The following is a 19,585-nucleotide window of genomic DNA, read 5'->3' as shown; positions in this document are numbered from 1 at the left end:
ATCAGTCGGTGACCCGGGAGCCGACGGTATGGACCACGACCACCCGCGGATCCCACGGCACGAGCGTGTCGACGGACTGCTGTAGCGGCTCGAGCGGTGGCAGGTCCTGTGGCGCGCGGATCTGGAGGGTGGCGGTATCGCCGTGCAGTGTCACCTCGGTGACCTGCGCGCCGGGCACCTCGCGGAGCCACTGACGGGCGGCATCGGCGATCTGCTCGGCCCACAACGAAGTCAGCGAGTTGACGACCATGGGGACAGCGACCAGTACCAGAGCCCCGGCGAGAACCGCGTAAGCCCGGCCGCGACGAGCGGCTCCCGCACCCGCCTCTTGGGCGTATCCGGTGAGCACCAGCACCAGCGCGGCGGTGATGACCATCGCGATCACATTGGAAGCGAACAGCACGAAAGCACCCAGCGCGAGCGTGGGCGCACCCGAACCGAGGCAGACACCGACCACGGCCAGCGGCGGCACGAGCGAGATGGCGATCGCCACGCCGGGCAGCACATCGCCGACATCGCGCCGGGTGACGGCGATGGCACCGACCAGACCGGTGGCCAGCGCGGCGGTGAGATCGACCAGCCGTGGCGAGGTCCGGCCCAGAACCTGGGAATTGTCGAGTACATCGGTGGGATTCGGCAGCACCTGCGCGACCGAAATGCCCAGCACCACGACCACGATCGCCCCGGCCGCCACCGTCAGCAGACTCCGCGCGACGAGCCGGGCGCGCCCCGTGGTGATCCCCAGCCCGATGCCCAGGATCGGCACCGACAGCGGCGCCACGATCATGGCGCCGATCACCGTGGCGGTGGAATCACCCACCACGCCCGATACCGCGATCACACCGGACAGGACGAGCATCAGCCAGAAAGCCGACCGTTTGGCACGGGTATCACCGGCACCCAGGTCCAGGCGTTCGGTGACCTCCGTGAGGTCCCGGCGCTGACTCGCGGGAACCAGCAGCGACATCGCCGCGGCCTCAGTCCGGCAGGCGGCGCATCTCGAGCACGGTGAGCCCGAGATTGTCGATCCGGGCGAGTACCGCGCGGACACCGGTGGGGTCGGTGAGCGGACCGGACAGCACGGTGGTGCCGTGGTCGCGGTCGCCGTCGAGCTCCGGAAAGGCAGCCAGCGCGCGTTCGGAGAGTTCGCCGTCGATGGTGAACTGGTATCGCATCGCCGTCTCCTGACTCGTCCGGACCCTCCGACGGCCGTTGCCGTGGTGGCGAATTCGAGTCTGCGCCGGAAGCGCGGCGCGGCGCATCCTCCGCACCGGGTGAAGCGAGCCCGCCCGCCTCAGAGCAGACCGGTGCGGCGCGCCTCCTGCAGGGCCTCCATCCGGGAGCCGGTGCCGAGTTTGGCGTAGATCCCGCGCATATGGGTTTTCACGGTGTTGATGGAAACGCCGAGATCGTCGGCGATGTGCTGAGTGGTGCGGCCCGAGGGGAGCTGGCGCAGGATGGTCAGTTCGGTCGCGGTCAGCGCGGGATGGTCGACCCGCCGGCGCTGATGTCCGGCCCGGACCGTATCGGCGAACGCGCTGCGGTGACCGAAACATCCCGCGTAGTAGTCGAGTAGTTCGACGGTGCCCGGAACATCGAAGAACGGACGGGCGATCCGGTGCGTGGCGGCGATGCACAGCCCGTTGTCGACCGCTTCGCGGGTCTTGGTGTCGTTTCCGAGCTGGTGGTGGGCCCGGGCGAAGAGCAGCCAGCCGGTCAACTGGGTGACCGGATGCAACCCCGGGGTCGCCGTCAACAGGGGTTCGACCTGGAGAACCACCCCGTGATGGTTGCCCGTGACCGCCGTCAGCGCGGCGCCGGACAGCACCGTATCCGGGGTGCGGCCCAGCACCGTGCGGGCCCGCTCGGTCAGCTGCTGCGCAGTGACGTTTTCGCCCGCGCTCAGCAGTGCCCATACCGCGGAACTGAGCAGGCCGCCGCTCAGCGCGGGCGGCGGGTCGGCGTCGAGAAGCCGGCCGATACTGCGCCGCAGCCGTTCCGCGGCCGCACCCCGGTCGGCCGAATGATGGCAGTCCAGCAGACTGCCCACCACATGCGGTAGCCAACCCGCCACCGGGCCCGGTGTTCCGTCGCGGCGGATGTGCTCGGCGCACAGGATCCGGATATGCCCGGGTTGCGGTTCGGTGCCCTGCAGATAGGCGCCGTAGGCCTCCAGCGCGGTGGCGTGCACGGTTTCCGGGAGGTCCAGCAGATCGTGGTCGCGGGCGATGGCGCAGGCCCGTTCGGCGCGCTGGCGCATGGTCGTGATCGATCCGGCCAGCCCCGCGGTGACCGCGAGCCGGGTCACCGCGATCAGCCGGAGCCGGGGATGGCAGCGGGACCGGGTGCGGGTCAGCGCGATCCGTAATCGTTCCTCGCCGCGGGCCAGTTCACCGCGCAACGCCAGGGCCGTTCCGGTGGTCACCGCGAGATAGCCGTCGAGATCCGGCCGGTCGGCGGGCGGCATCCGGTCCGGGAACGTACCTGCCTCCGCGGCACTGCCCGTGGCCACCGCGAGTTCCGCGTCCACCGCAGTGGTGAGCGCCTCGAGCCGGTACGGGCCCGCCAGTGAGTGTGGGTCGTCGTCGGCGAGCAGGCGGGCAGTGTCCCGGTATGCCTGCGCCGAACCGCTGTCACCGTGCAGCAGCGCGTCGGTGACCTGCAGCAACCGCAGATACGGGTCGGCCAGTACATCCGGCGCCGTCTCCGCCAGCGCGTCGAACAGCGCCTCGCCGTCGCCGGCGAACACCAGGGCCAGCGCGTGCTCGGCCAGAAAACCTGCCAGCGGCCGATGATCGGCCACCGTGAGCAGATGCGGAAGCGCGGCTCGCAGCTCGCCGGCCGACATCAGCTGCCGCGCGGCCCGCAGCCGCAGATCCGCGCACAGATCCGCGCCGAGCCGGTTCGCCTCGGCGAGGAAGTAGGCGCGCAGCATCGGATGGTAGGTGTGCCAGACCTTGCCGCCGCGGGTCGTCGAGGTCATCGGGAAATTGATCCGGTCGAGTTCGTAGAGCCGATGCGCCGAACCGCTGCCGACCATGGCGTCGGCGAGTTCCTCGGTGAACTCCTCCGGGATGCTGGTGCAGGTCAGGAATTGGCGCAACGCCGGCGAGAGCGTATCGATGAGTTCGCCCACCAGCAGGTCGGTGAAGGCGTGTGGCGGCCGCGCCAGCGCGGTGAGGGCGTCGCGATGGTCACCGTCGTGGGCGGCGAGGTAGATCGCGGCGATCCGGACCAGCGCGGCCCAGCCCTCGGTGAGCGACATCAGGGTCCGCAGCGAGTGCTGGTCGAGATCGCAGTCGTGCTCCGCGCACAGCCCGGCGGCCTCCTCCGGTACGAGCGCCAGATCGGGAGCACTCCACCGGGTGAGCCGGGAATGCAGTTCCAGCAGATGCCAGCGGATCGGCGGCTCGAACCGCGCGCACAGCACTGTCGTCACCGTCGGCGGGGCATACTGCAGGAAATATTCGAGTCCGGCCAGTGCGAGCGGGTCGGTGATCAGATGGGCGTCGTCGAGGACCAGCACCGTCGGCGTGGAATCGTCGGCGAGCGCGGCGATCACCGCCTCGGCCTCCCCGACTCCGGCGGCCGGCTGTCCGGTGCCCGGTCCGGAACTGCCCAGGCACGACCGCAGCTCCGGCCACAGCGAAGTCTGATCGCGGATCGTGACCCAGGCGACCCGCGTGTCGTGATGTGTGCGCGGCGCCTGCCGCCCGGCCCACTCCGCCACGGCCACCGTTTTGCCGATTCCCACCGCGCCACAGATCAGCAGGACGCCACCGTTGCCGCTGTCGACCACCGCATCCAACATCGAATGCAATCGTGGCCGTGACACGGGCGTGAAGGGGAACACCGGGATGGGTGATCGGGCCCGGGTTCGCGGTACGGAGCGACCTGTCAGATCCAGTGTCGGCGAAGTGGTCACGGTGCCTCCCGAAGACGTCGTCCGAAGCAGCACAAGCACGCACTCGGCCGCAGCCTACCGGAGCCGCGAGGGCTCTCAGCCGGTCGTGAACCAACCTGTTACCAGGGCGTATCCGGTCGAAATCATCCGCATCGGGTGAGCCGCGCGGCCCCGCGTCGGCCATAGCGTGCAAGTGTCGCCGGAACCCGGGGACCCCTGTACCCGATGTGAACGAGGTGGGCCATGTCCTTCTGGGAAGCGCTCTGGCTGGTTATCGTGAGTTTCGCGTTCATCGCCTATCTGCTGCTGCTCTTCTACATCCTCGGTGATCTGTTCCGGGACAAGCAGACCTCGGGCTGGGTCAAGGCGATCTGGGTGGTGCTGCTGATCGTGCTGCCGCTGCTGGCCTCGCTGGTGTACCTGATCGTGCGCGGCCGGGGGATGACCGAACGCTCGGCCGCCGAGGCCGAGCAGGTCGAGGCGGCGCAGAAGAAGTACATCCAGCACACCGCCGGGACCAATCCGGCCGCCCAGATCGCCGACGCGAAACGGCTGCTCGCCGAAGGCACCATCACCGAGTCCGAATTCGAGCGGCTCAAGGCCAAGGCCATGTCGTGACCGCACCGTCCGACGGTGCGGACGACGCCGCGTCGAAGCGCGCCGGGACGGCACCGGAAGATGCTGTCCCGGCGCAATGGGCGATCCCTCGCGGTCTGATCGTGCTACTGGTCGCGGCGGCCACGGTCGTGGCCATCACCGGGGCGAGGGCTTTCTCCGGTGTGCTCGGCCCGGTGTTCCTGGCGCTGATGTTCGCTATCGCGGCGCAGCCCATCCAGAACCGGCTCCAGCGGCGCGGCCGTCCCGCCTGGCTGGGAATGCTCGCGGCGCTGGTGGTGGTCTATCTGGTGCTGCTCGGCCTGGTCGCCGCGATGGCGCTATCGGCCGCCCAGCTGGCGACCGCGCTACCGGACTATTCCGATCAGTTCTCTTCACTGTTCGATCAGGTCCGCTCGCTGCTGGAACAACTGAACGTGGATCAGAACCGGATAGAACAGGCGCTGAGCGGCTTCGATTACGGTGAGCTGGTCGGGATGCTGGAATCCGCGTTGCGCGGACTCGCCGGCATCTTCTCGAATCTACTGTTCGTGCTGGCCCTGCTGCTCTTCATGGCCTTCGACGGGATGACCATCGGCCGCCGGATGAGTGTGGTGGGGCGAATGCGTCCCGATATCTCGCACGCGCTGAGCACCTTCGCCGCAGGTACCCGCAAATACCTGATCGTCTCCACCGTTTTCGGGCTCATCGTGGCGGTGCTCGACGGTGTCGCGCTCTGGATGCTGGCGGTTCCGTTCCCGATCCTGTGGGGACTGCTGTCGTTCATCACCAACTACATCCCGAACATCGGATTCGTGATCGGGTTGATCCCACCCGCGCTGCTGGCCCTGCTCGACGGCGGCTGGATGAAGATGGTGTGGGTGATCGTGCTGTACTGCGTGTTCAACGTGGTGGTGCAATCGGTGATCCAGCCGAAGTATGTCGGGGACGCGGTCGGGTTGAGCGTCACGGTCACCTTCCTCTCCCTGGTCTTCTGGTCCTGGGTGCTGGGCGCGCTGGGCGCCCTGCTGGCCATACCGCTCACCCTGCTGGCCAAGGCGCTGCTGTTCGACATCGATCCGTCGACCCGCTGGATGGGTGTACTGATCAGTGATCGGCCGCCCGACGACGAACCGGACGAAGAGACCGCCACCCCCGACCCGGCAGGCTGAACCCGGTTCACCCCGGACGGGTGAGGCGGCCCGGCCGCGGCCGGGCCAGAGTCGACGCACACCTGCGCTCGGAAGGAGTGGAGATGACAACCGCACCCGAACCGATGGCGAGCACCTCCCGTGGTCGCGCCCCGGTACGGCAGGGGGTCGCCGCCGGCACCTCCATCGCCGCCGCGATTCTGCTGCTGACAGTCGGCGTGCTGTCGGTCCTGGAAGGGATCGCCGCTGTTGCCGAGGACGAACTGTTCGTCGTCGGTGTCGACTACGTCTACGAGTTCGATATCACCACCTGGGGCTGGATCCATATCGTGCTCGGCGCCCTGTTGATCGTCAGCGCGCTCGGGCTGATGACGGGCACTTCGTGGGGTCGCGGCGTGGCGATCGGTATCGCGGCGCTGTCGATTCTCGCGAATTTCCTGTGGCTGCCCTACTACCCGTGGTGGTCGATCTTGATCATCGCGCTGAACATCGTCGTGATCTGGGCGATCGCCACCTGGCGGCCACAGACCTGAGGCGGGCGCGCGATACCGGCGCCGACCGGTCTCGCGTACCGGGCGGCGAGTACCCCGGCTCGACGGTTGCCGGGGTGCTCGCCGCCGCGCGTCCGACCCCAGGTGAAGCTCCGCCGCGGGTTCGGCCGACGATCCGCGACGACGGTGTTCACCCGCCGCGTATGACGAAATACCCGGCGACCTCGGCTTAGCGTGGCGCTATGGGCACAGTGCTCGGCGATCTGCTTCCCCTGGCGGTGGGGGTTTCGATCTCACCGATTCCGCTGGTGGCTGCGATTCTGATGATCCTGTCGAAGAACGCGTCCGCGGCCGCCGGCGGTTTCGCCGCGGGGTGGACCGGAGGAATCGTCGCGGTGACCGCGGTGTTCGCCGTACTGGCCGCCGCGCTCGGCCTGTCCGCGGACTCCCGACCCGGAGCTGCCGCGGCGTGGATCAAAATCGTGCTGGGCCTGCTGCTGCTGGCGGTCGCCTACACACAGTGGCGACACCGCGCCGATACCGCCGAACCGGGTTGGATGCGCGGTATCGATTCGCTGACCACCGGTAGAGCCGCTCTCCTGGGGGCCACACTCGCGGCGGTGAATCCGAAGAACCTGCTGTTGTGTGTCTCGGCGGGGGTGGCGGTGGGCGCGAGCGGAGTCGGGGTCGGCGCGCAGATCGTCGCGGTCGCCGTGTTCACGGTTCTCGCCGCGGCCAGTGTGCTCGGCGTGGTCATCGGTTATGCCGTCGCGGCCGACCGATTGCGCGGTGGCCTCGAACGCGCCCGGGGCTGGCTGGAGGCGAACAACCATGTCGTGATGGCGATCGTGCTGCTGGTGATGGGCGCGGTCGTCCTCGGCAAGGGGATCGGTAGCCTGTGACCGATTCGGGCGCGGCGAATCCGAGGGCCGGGCGTTCCGGCCTCGCCCGTTCACTGGGTGGCGCGCTGTTCCCCTCCCTGCACGGGTATCGGCGCGTATGGATCCGGGCCGATCTGGTCGCGGGTCTCACCGTCTGGGCGGTGCTGGTACCGGAAGCCCTGGCCTACGCGACGATCGCCGGGGTGCCGCCGGTGATCGGGCTCTACGCCGCGGTCCCGTCGCTGATCCTGTACGCCCTCGCCGGCAGTTCCCGGCACCTGGTCGTCGGGCCCATGTCTGCGACGGCCGCGCTGTCCGCCGCGTTGATCGCCCCGCTGGCCGGCGCCGACGGCGGCAGCTACCTGGCGCTCACCACCGCGCTGGCGATCGCCACCGGAGTGGTGGGACTACTGGCCGGACTGCTGCGCCTCGGGTTCGTCGCGTCGTTCGTCTCCGAGCCGGTACTGAAGGGCTTCATCATCGGATTGGCGCTGGTCATCATTATCGGCCAGGTGCCAAAGCTGCTCGGTATCGAGAAACACGACGGTGATTTCTTCGACCAGACCTGGGGTGTGCTGACCCACCTCGGTGATATCGACGGGCGGACGCTGCTGATCGGCGGGCTGAGCCTGGCACTCGTGCTCGGTGTGAAGCGCTGGCTGCCGCTGGTTCCCGGTTCGCTGCTCGCCGTACTGGCCGGGATCCTGGCCGTGACCCTGCTCGACCTGGACGACAAGGGCGTCGAGATCGTCGGCACCATCGACTCGGGTCTGCCCGCGCCCGGACTACCCGATGGCGTGACGCCCGGCGACTACCTCGACCTGCTCGGGCCGGGTGTGGGTGTGCTGCTGATCGGATTCGCCGAAGGGTTGGGCGCCGCCAAAACCTATGCGGCCAAGGCCGGTTACGAGGTGGACCCCAACCGTGAGCTGCTGGGTCTGGGCGCGGCGAATCTGGGGTCGGGCGTCTTCTCCGGAATGGTGGTCAACGGCAGCCTCTCCAAAACCGCGGTGAACGGGTCGGCCGGGGCGAAGAGCCAGGTGAGCGGTCTGGTGGTTGCTGTACTCACGGTGCTCACCCTGCTGTTCCTCACCGGGCTGTTCGAACAGTTGCCCGAGGCGACGCTGGCCGCGGTGGTGATCGCCGCCGTGATCGAACTGGTCGATATCGCGGCGCTGCGCCGGCTGTACCGGGTCTGGACCGAATGGCTGGGCGGGATCTACGGTCGGGCGGCGCGGGCCGACTTCATCGCGGCGGTGGCGGCGATGCTCGGGGTGCTCTTCTTCGATACTCTGCCCGGTCTGCTCATCGGAATCGGTATCTCGATGGTGCTGCTGGTGTACCGGACCTCGCAGCCACATATCGCGACGCTGGCACCGCAGGGGTCGCTGTGGCTGGATGTATCCCGGCATTCCGGGCTCACCCGGAGCCCGGACCTACTCGTGGTGCGGGTGGAATCGGGGCTGTACTTTGTGAACGCCGACCATGTTCGGCATCGAATCGAGCAGGAGTGCACGGAGCGAACCCGGCTCGTGGTCCTGGATGCCGAGACCTCACCCGCCATCGACGTCACCGCCGCGACCATGCTCGTCGACTTGCGCGACTCCCTCGCCCGCCGCCGTATCGATTTCCGTATCGCGCGGTCCATCGGGCAATTCGGTGACGAACTCGAGGCAGCCGAGTTCGGCAGCAACCGGATCGGGGTGTATCCCACGATCGCGGCCGCGATCCGCACCGGATGACGCGACACGACCGGACGGGCCCGCCGCCGGCAGCACCACCTGATCGGTGCCCGGCCGTGCGATCACCTGCCGGGTGCGGGAGTTCGCCGAATCAGCGGCGGGATCGCCGACCGAGCAGCAGACCGGCCACCAGACCGATCAGGAACATGATCAGCAGGATCAGCCACATCGGTGAGCTCACTGTGACAGGTAGGAACCGGATCTCCACATGGTCGCGGTTCTCGACGATGAAGATCACGGCGACGACGGTCAGGGCGAGCGCCAGCCACTGGTACATCGTGATCCGGGACAGCAGTGACGGCTTGGGTGCGCGTTCGGTCATCGCGGTCCTCCGGGAGGTCGCAGTGGTCGGAATGTCGCAGTGGTCGGAACACTGTGCAGTCTTCAGCGCGGGCCGGTCCGGGGCATCACCCGCTGAGGATGAGCTGTGCGGTCGCGGGCGTGCCCGGAGGACATGTGGTGGGTCCGGCGGGCGGGGCGACAAGGAGGAGGTTCACCCGCCGCAGGTGATACAGCCGGTCCTCACGGTACCTAGCGTGGACGACGCCGGTGTGCCGAAACCGCGACTCGTACGCGCGCGATCGGCCGAGCGGCGGCGAGCGATCGCCCGCACCGGGAACCGAAAGTCGGCCGACAGATCGCGAGGTAACGATGACCGGGCAGTTGGACTTCGACGACACCGCCGACTTCGGCAATGCGACGCGCGGATTCATGGCCGAACTCGACCCGCCGGTGGTCACGGCCGGCGACGGCCGGGTGGTCTACGACATCGGCGCCTACGAATTCCTCGACGGCGACTGCCCGGACACCGCGAATCCCAGCCTGTGGCGGCAGGGACAGCTCTGCAGCAGACAGGGCCTGTTCCAGGTCACCGAGGGTATCTACCAGATACGCAATCTGGATCTGTCGAACATGACGCTGGTCGAGGGGCGGGAAGGCGTTATCGTGATCGACCCGCTGCTGTCGGTGGAGACAGCTACCGCGGGTCTGGCACTGTACCGGGCACAGCGTGGCGATCGTCCGGTCACCGGCATGATCTACACCCATTCGCACGCGGACCATTTCGCGGGCTCGCGGGCGGTGGTTCCGGAGGGGCATCCGCCGGTGCCGATCCTGGCTCCGGCCGGATTCCTGGAACACGCGGTGAGCGAGAACGTCTACGCGGGCAATGCCATGAACCGGCGGGCGGTGTACATGTACGGGGCAGTCCTCCCGAAGGCGCCCGACGGTCAGATCGGTGCCGGGCTGGGGATGACGACCTCCACCGGGACCATCACGTTGGTCCCGCCGACTGTCGACATCACCCATACCGGGCAGGAAGAGGAAATCGACGGCGTCCGGATGGTCTTCCAGCTCACCCCCGGTACCGAAGCCCCGGCCGAGATGAACTTCCTGTTTCCCGACCACCGCGCACTGTGCATGGCCGAGAACGCGACCCACAACATGCACAATGTGCTGACCCTGCGCGGTGCGGTGGTCCGCGACTCCCGGGTCTGGGCACAGTATCTCGACGAGGCCATCGCCCGCTTCGGCGACAAGGCCGATGTGGCGTTCGCTTCGCACCACTGGCCCACTTGGGGCCGGGAGAACTGGACGACGTGGCTGGCGAACCAGCGCGATATGTACGCCTATCTCCACGATCAGACGCTGCGCCTGACCAATGAGGGATACACCGGGCCGGAGATCGCCGAACGGTTCGAGTTCCCGCCCGCGCTCGACAAGATCTGGGCCAACCGCGGCTACTACGGCTCCACCAGTCACAACGTCAAGGCGATATATCAGCGGTATATGGGCTGGTACGACGGTAATCCGGCGCATCTGTGGGAGCATCCGCCCGTCGCGCTGGCACAGCGGTACGTCGCCGACTACGGCGGGATCGACGCGCTCGTGGCGAAGGCACGCGAGTATGCCGACAGCGGTGACCTGCGGTTCGCGGCGACCCTGCTCAACCACGCCGTATTCGCCGAACCCGGCCACGAGGGTGCCAAAGAGGAATTGGCTCAGGTGTACGAGCAGCTGGGGTACGGTGCCGAGAACGGTACCTGGCGCAACTTCTTTCTGACCGGCGCGCAGGAACTGCGCAAGGGCCCGTCCCCGACTCCGATCAGTTCGGCGAGCCCCGAGATGATGACCGCGCTGACGCTGGACATGATCATCGACTCGCTCGCGGTCCGGGTCGACGGCCTGCGCGCCGCCGCAACCGATTTCACCATGGACTGGGAACTCACCGACGAGAACACCGTTCACCGCATCACCCTGTCCAACGGCGCGCTGACCCATCGCGCGCCGACACCGGACGCCCCCGCTGCCGGGTCCGCGGACCTCACCCTGACACTGACCAAGGAACAACTGCTGAAAGCGGTGAGCGGCCAGGGTTTCGACGGTGTGACGATCACCGGCGACCGGAGCCTGCTCGATACGTTCATCGGGCTGCTGGACGCACCCGACCCGCAGTTCCCGATAGTCACACCGTGAGTGGGGACACAACCTCGGACCGATCGCGCCGTACCGGCGGCCCGCCGTCGGTACGGCAACCCACTCGGCAGTCGGTCGCCGCGGTCGCCATCTGGGCGGTCGCGACCTGACATCCCGACGAGATGTAATCCGCGGCCGGCGCTACTGGCGGAACCGGTGGCCCATACCGGGTTCGGTCAGCAGATGTTTGGGATGGGACGGGTCGTCCTCGAGTTTCCGCCGCAACTGGGCCAGATAGACGCGCAGATAGTGGGTTTCGGTCTGGTAGGCCGGGCCCCAGACCTCACGTAACAGTTCGGTGCGGCCCACCAGTTTTCCGCGATTGCGCACCAGCATCTCCAGGACCCCCCATTCGGTGGGGGTCAGATGTACCTCGGTGCCGCCCCGGACGACCTTCTTCGCGGAGAGGTCCACGGTGAACGAATCCGTCACCACCACCGGTTCGTCGGTTTCCACCGACGCGGCCGCGCGGCGCAGCGCCGCGCGCAGCCGGGCCAGGAACTCGTCCATGCCGAACGGTTTGGTGATGTAGTCGTCGGCGCCCGCGTCCAGCGCGTCCACCTTGTCGGCCGAATCGGTGCGGGCGGAGAGCACGATCACCGGCACCCGGGTCCAGCCGCGCAATCCCGCCAGCACCTCGATACCGTCGATATCGGGCAGTCCCAGATCCAGGACCACCGCATCGGGCCGGCGTTCGGTGGCCGCGCGTAGCGCGCCCGCACCGGTGGCCGCGGTCACCACCTCGTATCCGCGCACCGACAGGTTGATCCGCATGGCGCGCAGGATCTGCGGTTCGTCGTCGACGACCAGAACGGTCGGATGCGGTCCCTGCTCCTGCTCCTGTTCCTGGCCGTGCTCCGGCGCGGACTTCATCACGACACCTCCGTAGGCAGCGACTCGTCGCCGACGTTACCGGTCGCGTCCGCCAGTTCGACAGTCACGGTCAGACCCCCGCCGGGAGTGGGCTCCGCGCTGACCGAACCACCCATGGCGACCACGAATCCGCGGACCACCGAGAGACCGAGGCCCAGCCCGCTGGTGTTGTCACGGTCGCCGAGTTGCTGGAACTGGTCGAAGGCCCGTTCGGGATCGGTGCCCGGCAACCCCGGGCCGTGATCGACGACCCGGACGGCTATATGACCGTCCACCGCTGTGGCGTCCACCTTGACCGGGGATTCCGCGCCGTAGCGCAGCGCATTGTCGATCAGGTTGGCCAGAACGCGCTCGAGGAGATCGGGATCGGCCTGTACCACGGTCGGCCCCACCCGCACCGTGACCCGTTCCAGCGCGCCCCGCCGGGCGCCACGCGGGCTGACACCCACGCTGACCAGCGCCCGGTGCACCACCTCGTCCAGATAGACCGGCCGTAGCCGCGGCCGTACCACCCCCGCGGCCAGCCGCGACGAGTCGAGGAGGTTGCCGACCAGGGCGGTCAGCTGATCCGCCGACTCCTCCACGGTGGCCATCAGTTCGGCGCGGTCCTCGGGGGAGAACTCCACATCGACGGACCGCAGGCTCGAGATGGCGGCCTTGACCCCGGCCAGCGGGGTGCGCAGATCGTGGCTCACCGCCGATAGCAAATCGCGACGCAACCTGTCGGCCTCGGTCAGCGCCGCAGCCTGATTGGCCTCCTCGGCCAGTTGTTGTTGCCGGACCAGCCCCACGGCCTGGTTCGCCACCGCCTCGAGGACACGCCGGTCCCGGGCACGCAGGGTGGGCCCGGCCAACAGCAGCCAGTAGTCACCGTCGCCCACCTCCACGGCGGTGTCGGCGGTATCCGGCCGATCCGGAGGATCTTCGCCCACCGCGGCGATCACACCGTCGGTGAGGTGGCGCAAGCTCACCGCACGCTGGCCGTAGGTCTGGCAGAGCCGGTCCAGCAGGTCGGCCAGATCGGCGCCGCGCAGGATCGAACCCGCGAACAACGCGAGCAGTTCGGCCTCCCGGGACGCCTGCCCGGCCTGTTCGGCCCGGCGGGCGGCGGTGTCCACGAGTATCGCTACGCCGACGGCCATGACCAGCAGTAATACGGCCGGCAGGAAATTGTTCGGTTCCTGGATGGTGATGCTGTAGCGCGGATCGGTGAAGAGAATATTGAGCAGCAGGCCCGCGATCAGTGCCGCGGCCGCGGCCGGGAGAACGCCGCCGAACAGGGCCACTCCCAGCACCGCGACGAAGAACACCGCGCTTTCGCTGACCAGCCCGAGGTGGCGGTCCAGCCAGACGGCGAGCAGTACCGCGATGGCCGAGGGCACCGCGAACGCCGCGATCCAGGCGAGCGCGCGCCGGCGTCGGGGCCGCGGCCTGCGGCGCCGACGGCGTCCGGCAGCCTCGTGGGTCACCATGTGCACATCGGTCTTGCCGGAGCGCTGGACCACCTCCGCGCCGATACCCTCATCGAACATCCGCGCCCAGCGCGAGCGCCGGGAGGTGCCCAGGACCAGCTGGGTCGCGTTGACCGTCCGCGCGAAATCGAGCAGGGCCGTGGGAACATCGTCGCCGACCACCGTATGTAGTTCGGCCCCCAGATGCGCGGCCAGCTCGCGCACCGCCGCCATCTGCGGCGCCGCCACACCGGTCAACCCGTCGCCCCGGACCACGTGCACGACGATCAGTTCGGCACTGGATTTGGCCGCGATCCGTCCGGCACGCCGGACCAGAGTTTCCGATTCCCGGCCGCCGGTGACCGCCACGACCACGCGTTCCCGGGCCTCCCAGGTATCGGTGATCCGATGGTCGGCACGGTATTTCGCGAGGGCCGCGTCGACCTGGTCGGCCAGCCAGAGCAGCGCCAGTTCGCGGAGCGCGGTGAGATTACCGCGCCGGAAGTAGTGGGCGAGCGCGGCATCGGCTTTATCCGCCGCGTACACATTGCCGAGACCGATCCGCCGCTGCAGCGCCTCCGGGGTGATGTCGACGAGTTCGATCTGATCCGCGGCCCGCACCACGGCGTCGGGCACGGTTTCGCGCTGGGTGACCCCGGTGATCTGCTCGACCACATCGTTGAGTCCCTCGAGATGCTGGATGTTCACCGTGGACACCACATCGATCCCGGCGGCGATCAGCTCCTGGACATCCTGGTAGCGCTTGCGGTTCCGGCTGCCCGGGGTGTTTGTGTGCGCGAGTTCGTCCACCAGCACGAGTTCGGGCCGTCGCGCCAGGACGGCGTCCACATCCAGTTCGAACTGCACCGTTCCCCGATAGGGGATCGCGATCCGCGGCAGTTGTTCTATGCCCTCCAGCAGTTCGGCGGTCTGGGCGCGACCGTGCGTCTCGACGATCGCGGCCACCACATCCTGGCCGCGGCCCAGCCGGCGATGCGCCTCGCCCAGCATCGCGAAGGTCTTACCGACCCCGGGGGCCGCGCCGAGATAGATGCGCAGCTCACCCGGGGTCCGGTCGTGTGTGGTGCTCACGTCGGAATCATGTCACCGCGCACCGGTCAGGCACCGCCCGCGGGGCCGGAAACCGGATAACGGCGGTCCAGATCGAGGTTGAGTTCCAGCACGTTCACTCGCGGTTCGCCGAGGAAGCCGAGTTCGCGGCCGGCGGTGTGCGCGACCACCGCGTCGCGGACCGCCGCCGGGTCGATATCCCGGGCCGCGGCAATCCGGTTCACCTGGATCTCGGCGTAGGCGGGAGAGATGTGCGGGTCCAACCCGCTGCCGCTACCGGTCACCGCGTCGGCCGGGACCGTCGGATCGGCGGGAGCGTCGCCGGGAACGGGCACGATCCGCCCGGCCGAATAATCCTCGCCGTACTGTGCGCATTCGACCCGCACACCCTGGTATTCGGCCAGGAAGACCTGGCCGGGCCCGGTGCGGCCGGCCACGCAGGGCTCGTTCACGCTGACCACCCGAGTGGGCGTGACCGTTCCGTCGTGTGCGAAGGTTCCCAGCACCGCGAGCACCGCCCCGACACCGTCCGGGGTGCAGAAGGGCCGCGAGCCGTCCACGCCCTCGCGCGCGCCGATCTCGTGGCTGCGGGTGCACACCTGGGTGAGAAGGCTGGGTTCGAATCCGGCCGCCGCCGCATCGGAACCGGCGGCGAGTAAGGCCGGATCGGCGGGAGCGTCGACGATATCCTCGGGCCCGCGGTTGCTGGGGCCCGAGGCCAGCCCGTCGTAGCCGTCCCCGGCGGCGGAGGGCCGGCTCTGGAAATACCAGGTGATCGGCGCACCGTCCGCGTCGGTGAACGACTGGCCGATCAGCGAACTGCCGGCGATACGGCCGTCGTTCTCGATGATCGAACCGTTCGCCTTGTCGCGCAGTCCGGGCAGCTGGCCCACTGCCCAGATACCGGCCGGATAGAGCAGGCCGGTCACCAGGGTCAGCGCCAGCAGCGCGCGCAGTGCCGCCAGGTGCTGCCGGATCAGATCGGAGAGAGACATATCAGGACATCCCAGGGAGGTATCGGACGAAGAGGTCGATGATCTTGATCCCGAGGAACGGGGCAATGATCCCGCCCAGCCCGTAGATCGACAGATTGCGGCTCAGCAAGCTCGACGCACTGCTGGGCGTGTACGGCACGCCGCGCAGCGCCAGCGGGATGAGCGCCACGATGACCAGGGCATTGAAGATGACCGCCGACAGGATCGCCGACTGCGGGCTGGCCAGCCGCATGACGTTGAGCAGGTCGAGTCCGGGGAACAGCCCCACGAACAGCGCCGGGATGATCGCGAAATATTTGGCGATATCGTTGGCGATCGAGAACGTGGTCAACGCTCCGCGGGTGATGAGCAGCTGTTTGCCGATCTCCACGATCTCGATCAATTTCGTCGGATCCGAATCCAGATCCACCATGTTCCCGGCCTCTTTGGCCGCCGAGGTGCCGGTATTCATCGCGACCCCGACATCGGCCTGGGCCAGCGCGGGCGCGTCGTTGGTGCCGTCACCGGTCATCGCGACCAGTCGGCCGCCTTCCTGCTCGCGCCGGATCAGCGCGAGTTTGTCCTCCGGTGTGGCCTCGGCCAGGAAATCGTCCACCCCGGCCTCGTCGGCGATCGCCTTCGCGGTGCGCGGATTGTCACCGGTGATCATGACGGTGCGGATCCCCATCCGGCGCATCTCGGCGAACCGTTCCCGCATCCCCTGTTTCACCACATCCGCGAGGCGGATGACGCCGAGCACGCGGGCGTTACCGTCGGCGATCTCGCCCACCACCAGGGGAGTACCGCCCGCGGCGGAGATCCCGTCGACAATGGTGCCCAGTTCGGTGGGTACCTTTCCGCCCTCGCTGCGTATCCATTCGGCGACGGAATTGGCCGCACCCTTGCGCAACCGGTGCCCGTCCACATCCACCCCCGACATCCGGGACACGGCGGTGAACGGAACCCAGTGGGCGTGGGTGAGTTCACCGGGAGTGCGTTCGCGCAGGCCGTACTCCTGTTTGGCGAAGACCACGATCGAACGACCCTCAGGAGTCTCGTCCGCCAGGCTGGACAGCTGGGCCGCGTCGGCGAGCTGCCCGGCACCCACACCCGCGAGCGGGACGAAATCGGCGGCTTGCCGGTTACCGAGGGTGATGGTCCCGGTCTTGTCCAGCAGCAGGGTGTTCACATCGCCGGCAGCCTCGACCGCGCGCCCCGACATGGCCAGCACATTGCGCTGTACCAGCCGGTCCATCCCCGCGATACCGATGGCCGAGAGCAACGCGCCGATGGTGGTCGGGATGAGGCACACCAGAAGCGAGACCAGCACGATCCCGGTGACCCCGTGGCTGTCGAGCGCGAGCCCGTCCGGCACGCCCGGGTTGTTGCCCTTGGCGTAGATCGCCAGTGGCTGCAGCGTGACCACCGCGATCACGAAGATGATGGTGAGGGCGGCCAGCAGAATGTTCAGCGCGATCTCGTTCGGCGTTTTCTGCCGCGCGGCGCCCTCGACGAGCGCGATCATCTTGTCGATGAAGCTCTGGCCCGGCTCCTGCGTGATCCGGACGACGATCCGATCGGACAGCACCGTGGTCCCGCCGGTCACCGCCGATCGGTCGCCGCCGGATTCCCGGATCACCGGCGCGGATTCGCCGGTGATGGCCGATTCGTCCACCGAGGCGATGCCCTCGACCACGTCACCGTCGCCCGGGATGATCTGCCCGGCCTCCACCACGACGTGATCGCCACGCCGCAGATCCGGTGCCGGGACCGGTTCCTCGGCAACCGTCGCACCCGGCGACCAGTCGGGCAGCAGGCGGGCGACGGTATCGGCTTTGGCCTTGCGCAAGGTATCGGCCTGCGCCTTCCCCCGCCCCTCGGCGACCGCCTCGGCCAGATTGGCGAATACCACGGTCAGCCACAACCAGGCCACGATGGTCCACGCGAAGAAGCTGGGTTGGGCAATCGCCAGCACGGTCGCCCAGACGGCGCCGATCTCCACGATGAACATCACCGGATTGCGCCAGAGCGTGCGGGGATCGAGTTTGCGCACAGCCTGCGGCAACGCGGTCAGCAGCAGCCGCTGGTCCAGCAGTCCGCCGCGTACCTGGTTCCGGCCGGGTCGCGGGCCGGCCGGGAGACCGGGGGATTCGACAGTGGGAGTGGACATCAGTGCAGCCCCTCGGCGAGCGGCCCGAGCGCGAGCGCGGGCAGGAAGGTGAGAGCGACAAGGATCACGGTCACGCCGACGACGAGGCCGACGAACTGCGGTCGATGGGTCGGCAGGGTCCCCTCGGACATCGGGGTGGTGCCCTGCCGGGCGAGTGAACCGGCAAGCGCCAGCACCAGGATCATCGGCAGGAAGCGGCCGAAGAGCATGGCCAGGCCGAGAGCGGTGTTGAACCATTCGGTGTTGCCGGTCAGGCCGCCGAACGCCGAGCCGTTGTTGTTACCGGCCGAGGTGAAGGCGTAGAGCACTTCCGACAGCCCGTGCGGCCCGGAGTTCAGCATGGACGCGCGCTGCCCCGGCAGGGCCATGGCCACGGCGGTACCGGTCAGCACGATCACCGGGGTGACCAGGAAGTACCCGGCGGCGAGTTTGATCTCGCGGGGAGTGATCTTCTTACCGAGGTATTCCGGGGTGCGCCCGACCATCAGCCCGGCGACGAATACGGTGATCACCGCCAGGATCAGCATCCCGTACAGACCGGACCCCACACCGCCGGGCGCGACTTCACCCAGTTGCATATCGAACATCAGCATCATGCCGCCGAGGCTGGTGTAGGAATCGTGTGCGGAATCGACCGCGCCGGTGGAGGTCAGCGTGGTAGCCGCGGCGAAGGTCGCCGAATTCGCCACGCCGAAGCGCTGTTCGACTCCCTCGGAGGCCGCGCCGACCGCGGCCGGCACGGTGCCGTGGTGCTGGAGCTGGAAGAGGTTGACCAGCGCGATGCTGAGCAACGCCAGCACGCTCATGACCGCGGTGATGGCGTAACCCTGTTTCGGGCTGCCCACCATGCGGCCGAAGGTGCGCGGCAGCGAGAACGCGATGACCAGCAGCAGGAAGATCTCCAGCCAGTTGGTCCAGGCGACCGGATTCTCGAACGGATGCGCGGCATTGGCGTTGAAGAACCCGCCGCCGTTGGTGCCGAGGTTCTTGATGGCCTCCTGCCCGGCGACCGGGCCACCGGGCAGAGTCTGTTCGGCCCCACCCAGCGTGGTCACGACCTGATCGTGCAGCTGGAAATTCTGGATCACGCCGCCCGCGATCAGTGCGATGGCCGCCACGGTCGCGATCGGCAGCAGGATCCGCAGCGTGCCGCGTACCAGGTCGACCCAGAAATTACCCAGTTCACCCGCCCGCGAACGGACGAACCCGCGGACGAACGCCATGGCGACCGACATCCCGACCGCGGCCGAGACGAAGTTCTGGACCGACAGCCCCGCCGCCTGAACCAGATGGCCGAGCGTGGATTCGCCCGCGTAGTTCTGCCAGTTCGTGTTGGTGACGAAACTGACGGCGGTGTTCCAGGCCAGCGCCGCGGTCATCGGGGTGCCCGGGTCGGCGGGGACCAGTGGCAGCCTGTCCTGGACCAGCAGCAGGACGAAGAGGAAGAGCACGCTGATCGCGGAGAAGGCGAGGGCACTGCGGGCGTAACCGCCCCAGGTCTGCTCCCGTGCCGGATCGGCGCCGATGATCCGGTAGATACCGCGCTCGATACGGGAATGCCCGGTGCGGGTGTAGACGCGGTACATGTAGTCCCCGAGCGGAACGTGCACCGCGGCCAGCGCGATCACCAGGGCGGCGAGGAACAGAATCCCCGCGGTGGTGGTACTCACTCAGAACCTCTCGGGAAACAGCAGGGCGGCCACCAGGAACGCGGTCACCGCGACGGCCAGGACGAGCCCCACGGCATTGACGGCGTTCACAATCGCTCCACCATTCGCTGCACGAATCCGAGCACACCGAACACCGCG

The 19,585-nt window shown here is 68.3% G+C and carries 16 protein-coding genes; 6 read left to right on the top strand and 10 right to left on the bottom strand.

Annotated features, from left to right (window positions below; genetic code table 11):
* Position 1 precedes the first annotated feature (1 nt).
* The 3 genes from OG405_RS15845 to OG405_RS15835 form a co-directional block, all read right to left on the bottom strand.
* The gene (locus tag OG405_RS15845) at positions 2-967 is read right to left on the bottom strand and encodes a TIGR00341 family protein (protein WP_327147269.1); all 966 of its coding nucleotides are present in this window, start codon (positions 965-967) and stop codon (positions 2-4) included.
* A 10-nt stretch (positions 968-977) separates the two neighbouring features.
* Complete coding sequence (locus tag OG405_RS15840; RefSeq protein WP_327147268.1) at positions 978-1,175, bottom strand: hypothetical protein; 198 nt, start codon at positions 1,173-1,175, stop codon at positions 978-980.
* Positions 1,176-1,294: 119 nt separating this feature from the next.
* Positions 1,295-3,811 (bottom strand): LuxR C-terminal-related transcriptional regulator, encoded by a 2,517-nt coding sequence (locus tag OG405_RS15835; RefSeq protein WP_327147267.1) that lies wholly within the window; start codon positions 3,809-3,811, stop codon positions 1,295-1,297.
* Between the two features lie 336 nt (positions 3,812-4,147).
* Here OG405_RS15835 and OG405_RS15830 point away from each other — a divergent pair, with 336 nt between their 5' ends.
* The 5 genes from OG405_RS15830 to OG405_RS15810 all read left to right on the top strand — a co-directional run bounded on the left by OG405_RS15830 (position 4,148) and on the right by OG405_RS15810 (position 8,763).
* A complete protein-coding gene (locus OG405_RS15830) occupies positions 4,148-4,522 on the top strand; it encodes an SHOCT domain-containing protein (RefSeq protein ID WP_327147266.1) in 375 nt (124 codons plus the stop codon).
* On the top strand, positions 4,519-5,670 hold the full coding sequence (locus OG405_RS15825) for an AI-2E family transporter (RefSeq protein ID WP_442790562.1): 1,152 nt from the start codon (positions 4,519-4,521) through the stop codon (positions 5,668-5,670). The genes OG405_RS15830 and OG405_RS15825 overlap by 4 nt, the downstream gene beginning before the upstream one ends.
* An 83-nt stretch (positions 5,671-5,753) precedes the next feature.
* Positions 5,754-6,182 (top strand): DUF7144 family membrane protein, encoded by a 429-nt coding sequence (locus OG405_RS15820; RefSeq protein ID WP_327147265.1) that lies wholly within the window; start codon positions 5,754-5,756, stop codon positions 6,180-6,182.
* A 200-nt stretch (positions 6,183-6,382) separates the two neighbouring features.
* Positions 6,383-7,042 carry a GAP family protein gene (locus tag OG405_RS15815; RefSeq protein ID WP_327147264.1) on the top strand — a complete coding sequence of 220 codons (660 nt, stop codon included), beginning with the start codon at positions 6,383-6,385 and terminating at the stop codon, positions 7,040-7,042.
* A 65-nt stretch (positions 7,043-7,107) separates the two neighbouring features.
* A complete protein-coding gene (locus tag OG405_RS15810; protein WP_327152349.1) occupies positions 7,108-8,763 on the top strand; it encodes a SulP family inorganic anion transporter in 1,656 nt (551 codons plus the stop codon).
* Between the two features lie 91 nt (positions 8,764-8,854).
* Here the strand turns inward: OG405_RS15810 and OG405_RS15805 are convergent, their stop codons facing one another.
* Positions 8,855-9,085 carry a LapA family protein gene (locus tag OG405_RS15805; RefSeq protein WP_327147263.1) on the bottom strand — a complete coding sequence of 77 codons (231 nt, stop codon included), beginning with the start codon at positions 9,083-9,085 and terminating at the stop codon, positions 8,855-8,857.
* A 329-nt stretch (positions 9,086-9,414) separates the two neighbouring features.
* Between OG405_RS15805 and OG405_RS15800 the strand changes: the two genes are divergently transcribed.
* A complete protein-coding gene (locus tag OG405_RS15800) occupies positions 9,415-11,238 on the top strand; it encodes an alkyl/aryl-sulfatase (protein ID WP_327147262.1) in 1,824 nt (607 codons plus the stop codon).
* Positions 11,239-11,379: 141 nt separating this feature from the next.
* Here the strand turns inward: OG405_RS15800 and OG405_RS15795 are convergent, their stop codons facing one another.
* The 6 genes from OG405_RS15795 to kdpF are packed head-to-tail and all read right to left on the bottom strand — an operon-like array spanning position 11,380 to position 19,537.
* Complete coding sequence (locus tag OG405_RS15795) at positions 11,380-12,111, bottom strand: response regulator (protein WP_327147261.1); 732 nt, start codon at positions 12,109-12,111, stop codon at positions 11,380-11,382.
* Positions 12,111-14,654, bottom strand: coding sequence for a sensor histidine kinase KdpD (locus tag OG405_RS15790; RefSeq protein WP_327147260.1), 2,544 nt, complete (start codon positions 14,652-14,654; stop codon positions 12,111-12,113). The genes OG405_RS15795 and OG405_RS15790 overlap by 1 nt, the downstream gene beginning before the upstream one ends.
* 26 nt (positions 14,655-14,680) lie before the next feature.
* Complete coding sequence (locus tag OG405_RS15785; protein ID WP_327147259.1) at positions 14,681-15,628, bottom strand: potassium-transporting ATPase subunit C; 948 nt, start codon at positions 15,626-15,628, stop codon at positions 14,681-14,683.
* Between the two features lies 1 nt (position 15,629).
* The gene (gene kdpB / locus OG405_RS15780; protein ID WP_327147258.1) at positions 15,630-17,777 is read right to left on the bottom strand and encodes a potassium-transporting ATPase subunit KdpB; all 2,148 of its coding nucleotides are present in this window, start codon (positions 17,775-17,777) and stop codon (positions 15,630-15,632) included.
* Positions 17,777-19,447 (bottom strand): potassium-transporting ATPase subunit KdpA, encoded by a 1,671-nt coding sequence (gene kdpA / locus OG405_RS15775; RefSeq protein ID WP_327147257.1) that lies wholly within the window; start codon positions 19,445-19,447, stop codon positions 17,777-17,779. The genes kdpB and kdpA overlap by 1 nt, the downstream gene beginning before the upstream one ends.
* The gene (gene kdpF, locus OG405_RS15770; protein ID WP_327147256.1) at positions 19,448-19,537 is read right to left on the bottom strand and encodes a K(+)-transporting ATPase subunit F; all 90 of its coding nucleotides are present in this window, start codon (positions 19,535-19,537) and stop codon (positions 19,448-19,450) included.
* Between the last annotated feature and the right edge of the window lie 48 nt (positions 19,538-19,585).

It is taken from the genome of Nocardia sp. NBC_01329 (genome assembly GCF_035956715.1).
GTDB lineage: Bacteria > Actinomycetota > Actinomycetes > Mycobacteriales > Mycobacteriaceae > Nocardia.
Note: the sequence above shows the minus strand (reverse complement) of the source record. Positions and strands in the feature narration are given on the sequence as shown.

Bases quoted from the DNA above. Each gene is read 5' to 3' on its own strand.
- OG405_RS15845 (WP_327147269.1), bottom strand. From the start codon at position 967: ATGTCGCTGCTGGTTCCCGCGAGTCAGCGCCGGGACCTCACGGAGGTC.
- OG405_RS15840 (WP_327147268.1), bottom strand. From the start codon at position 1,175: ATGCGATACCAGTTCACCATCGACGGCGAACTCTCCGAACGCGCGCTG.
- OG405_RS15835 (WP_327147267.1), bottom strand. From the start codon at position 3,811: ATGTTGGATGCGGTGGTCGACAGCGGCAACGGTGGCGTCCTGCTGATC.
- OG405_RS15830 (WP_327147266.1), top strand. From the start codon at position 4,148: ATGTCCTTCTGGGAAGCGCTCTGGCTGGTTATCGTGAGTTTCGCGTTC.
- OG405_RS15820 (WP_327147265.1), top strand. From the start codon at position 5,754: ATGACAACCGCACCCGAACCGATGGCGAGCACCTCCCGTGGTCGCGCC.
- OG405_RS15815 (WP_327147264.1), top strand. From the start codon at position 6,383: ATGGGCACAGTGCTCGGCGATCTGCTTCCCCTGGCGGTGGGGGTTTCG.
- OG405_RS15805 (WP_327147263.1), bottom strand. From the start codon at position 9,085: ATGACCGAACGCGCACCCAAGCCGTCACTGCTGTCCCGGATCACGATG.
- OG405_RS15800 (WP_327147262.1), top strand. From the start codon at position 9,415: ATGACCGGGCAGTTGGACTTCGACGACACCGCCGACTTCGGCAATGCG.
- OG405_RS15795 (WP_327147261.1), bottom strand. From the start codon at position 12,111: ATGAAGTCCGCGCCGGAGCACGGCCAGGAACAGGAGCAGGAGCAGGGA.
- OG405_RS15785 (WP_327147259.1), bottom strand. From the start codon at position 15,628: ATGTCTCTCTCCGATCTGATCCGGCAGCACCTGGCGGCACTGCGCGCG.
- kdpB (WP_327147258.1), bottom strand. From the start codon at position 17,777: ATGTCCACTCCCACTGTCGAATCCCCCGGTCTCCCGGCCGGCCCGCGA.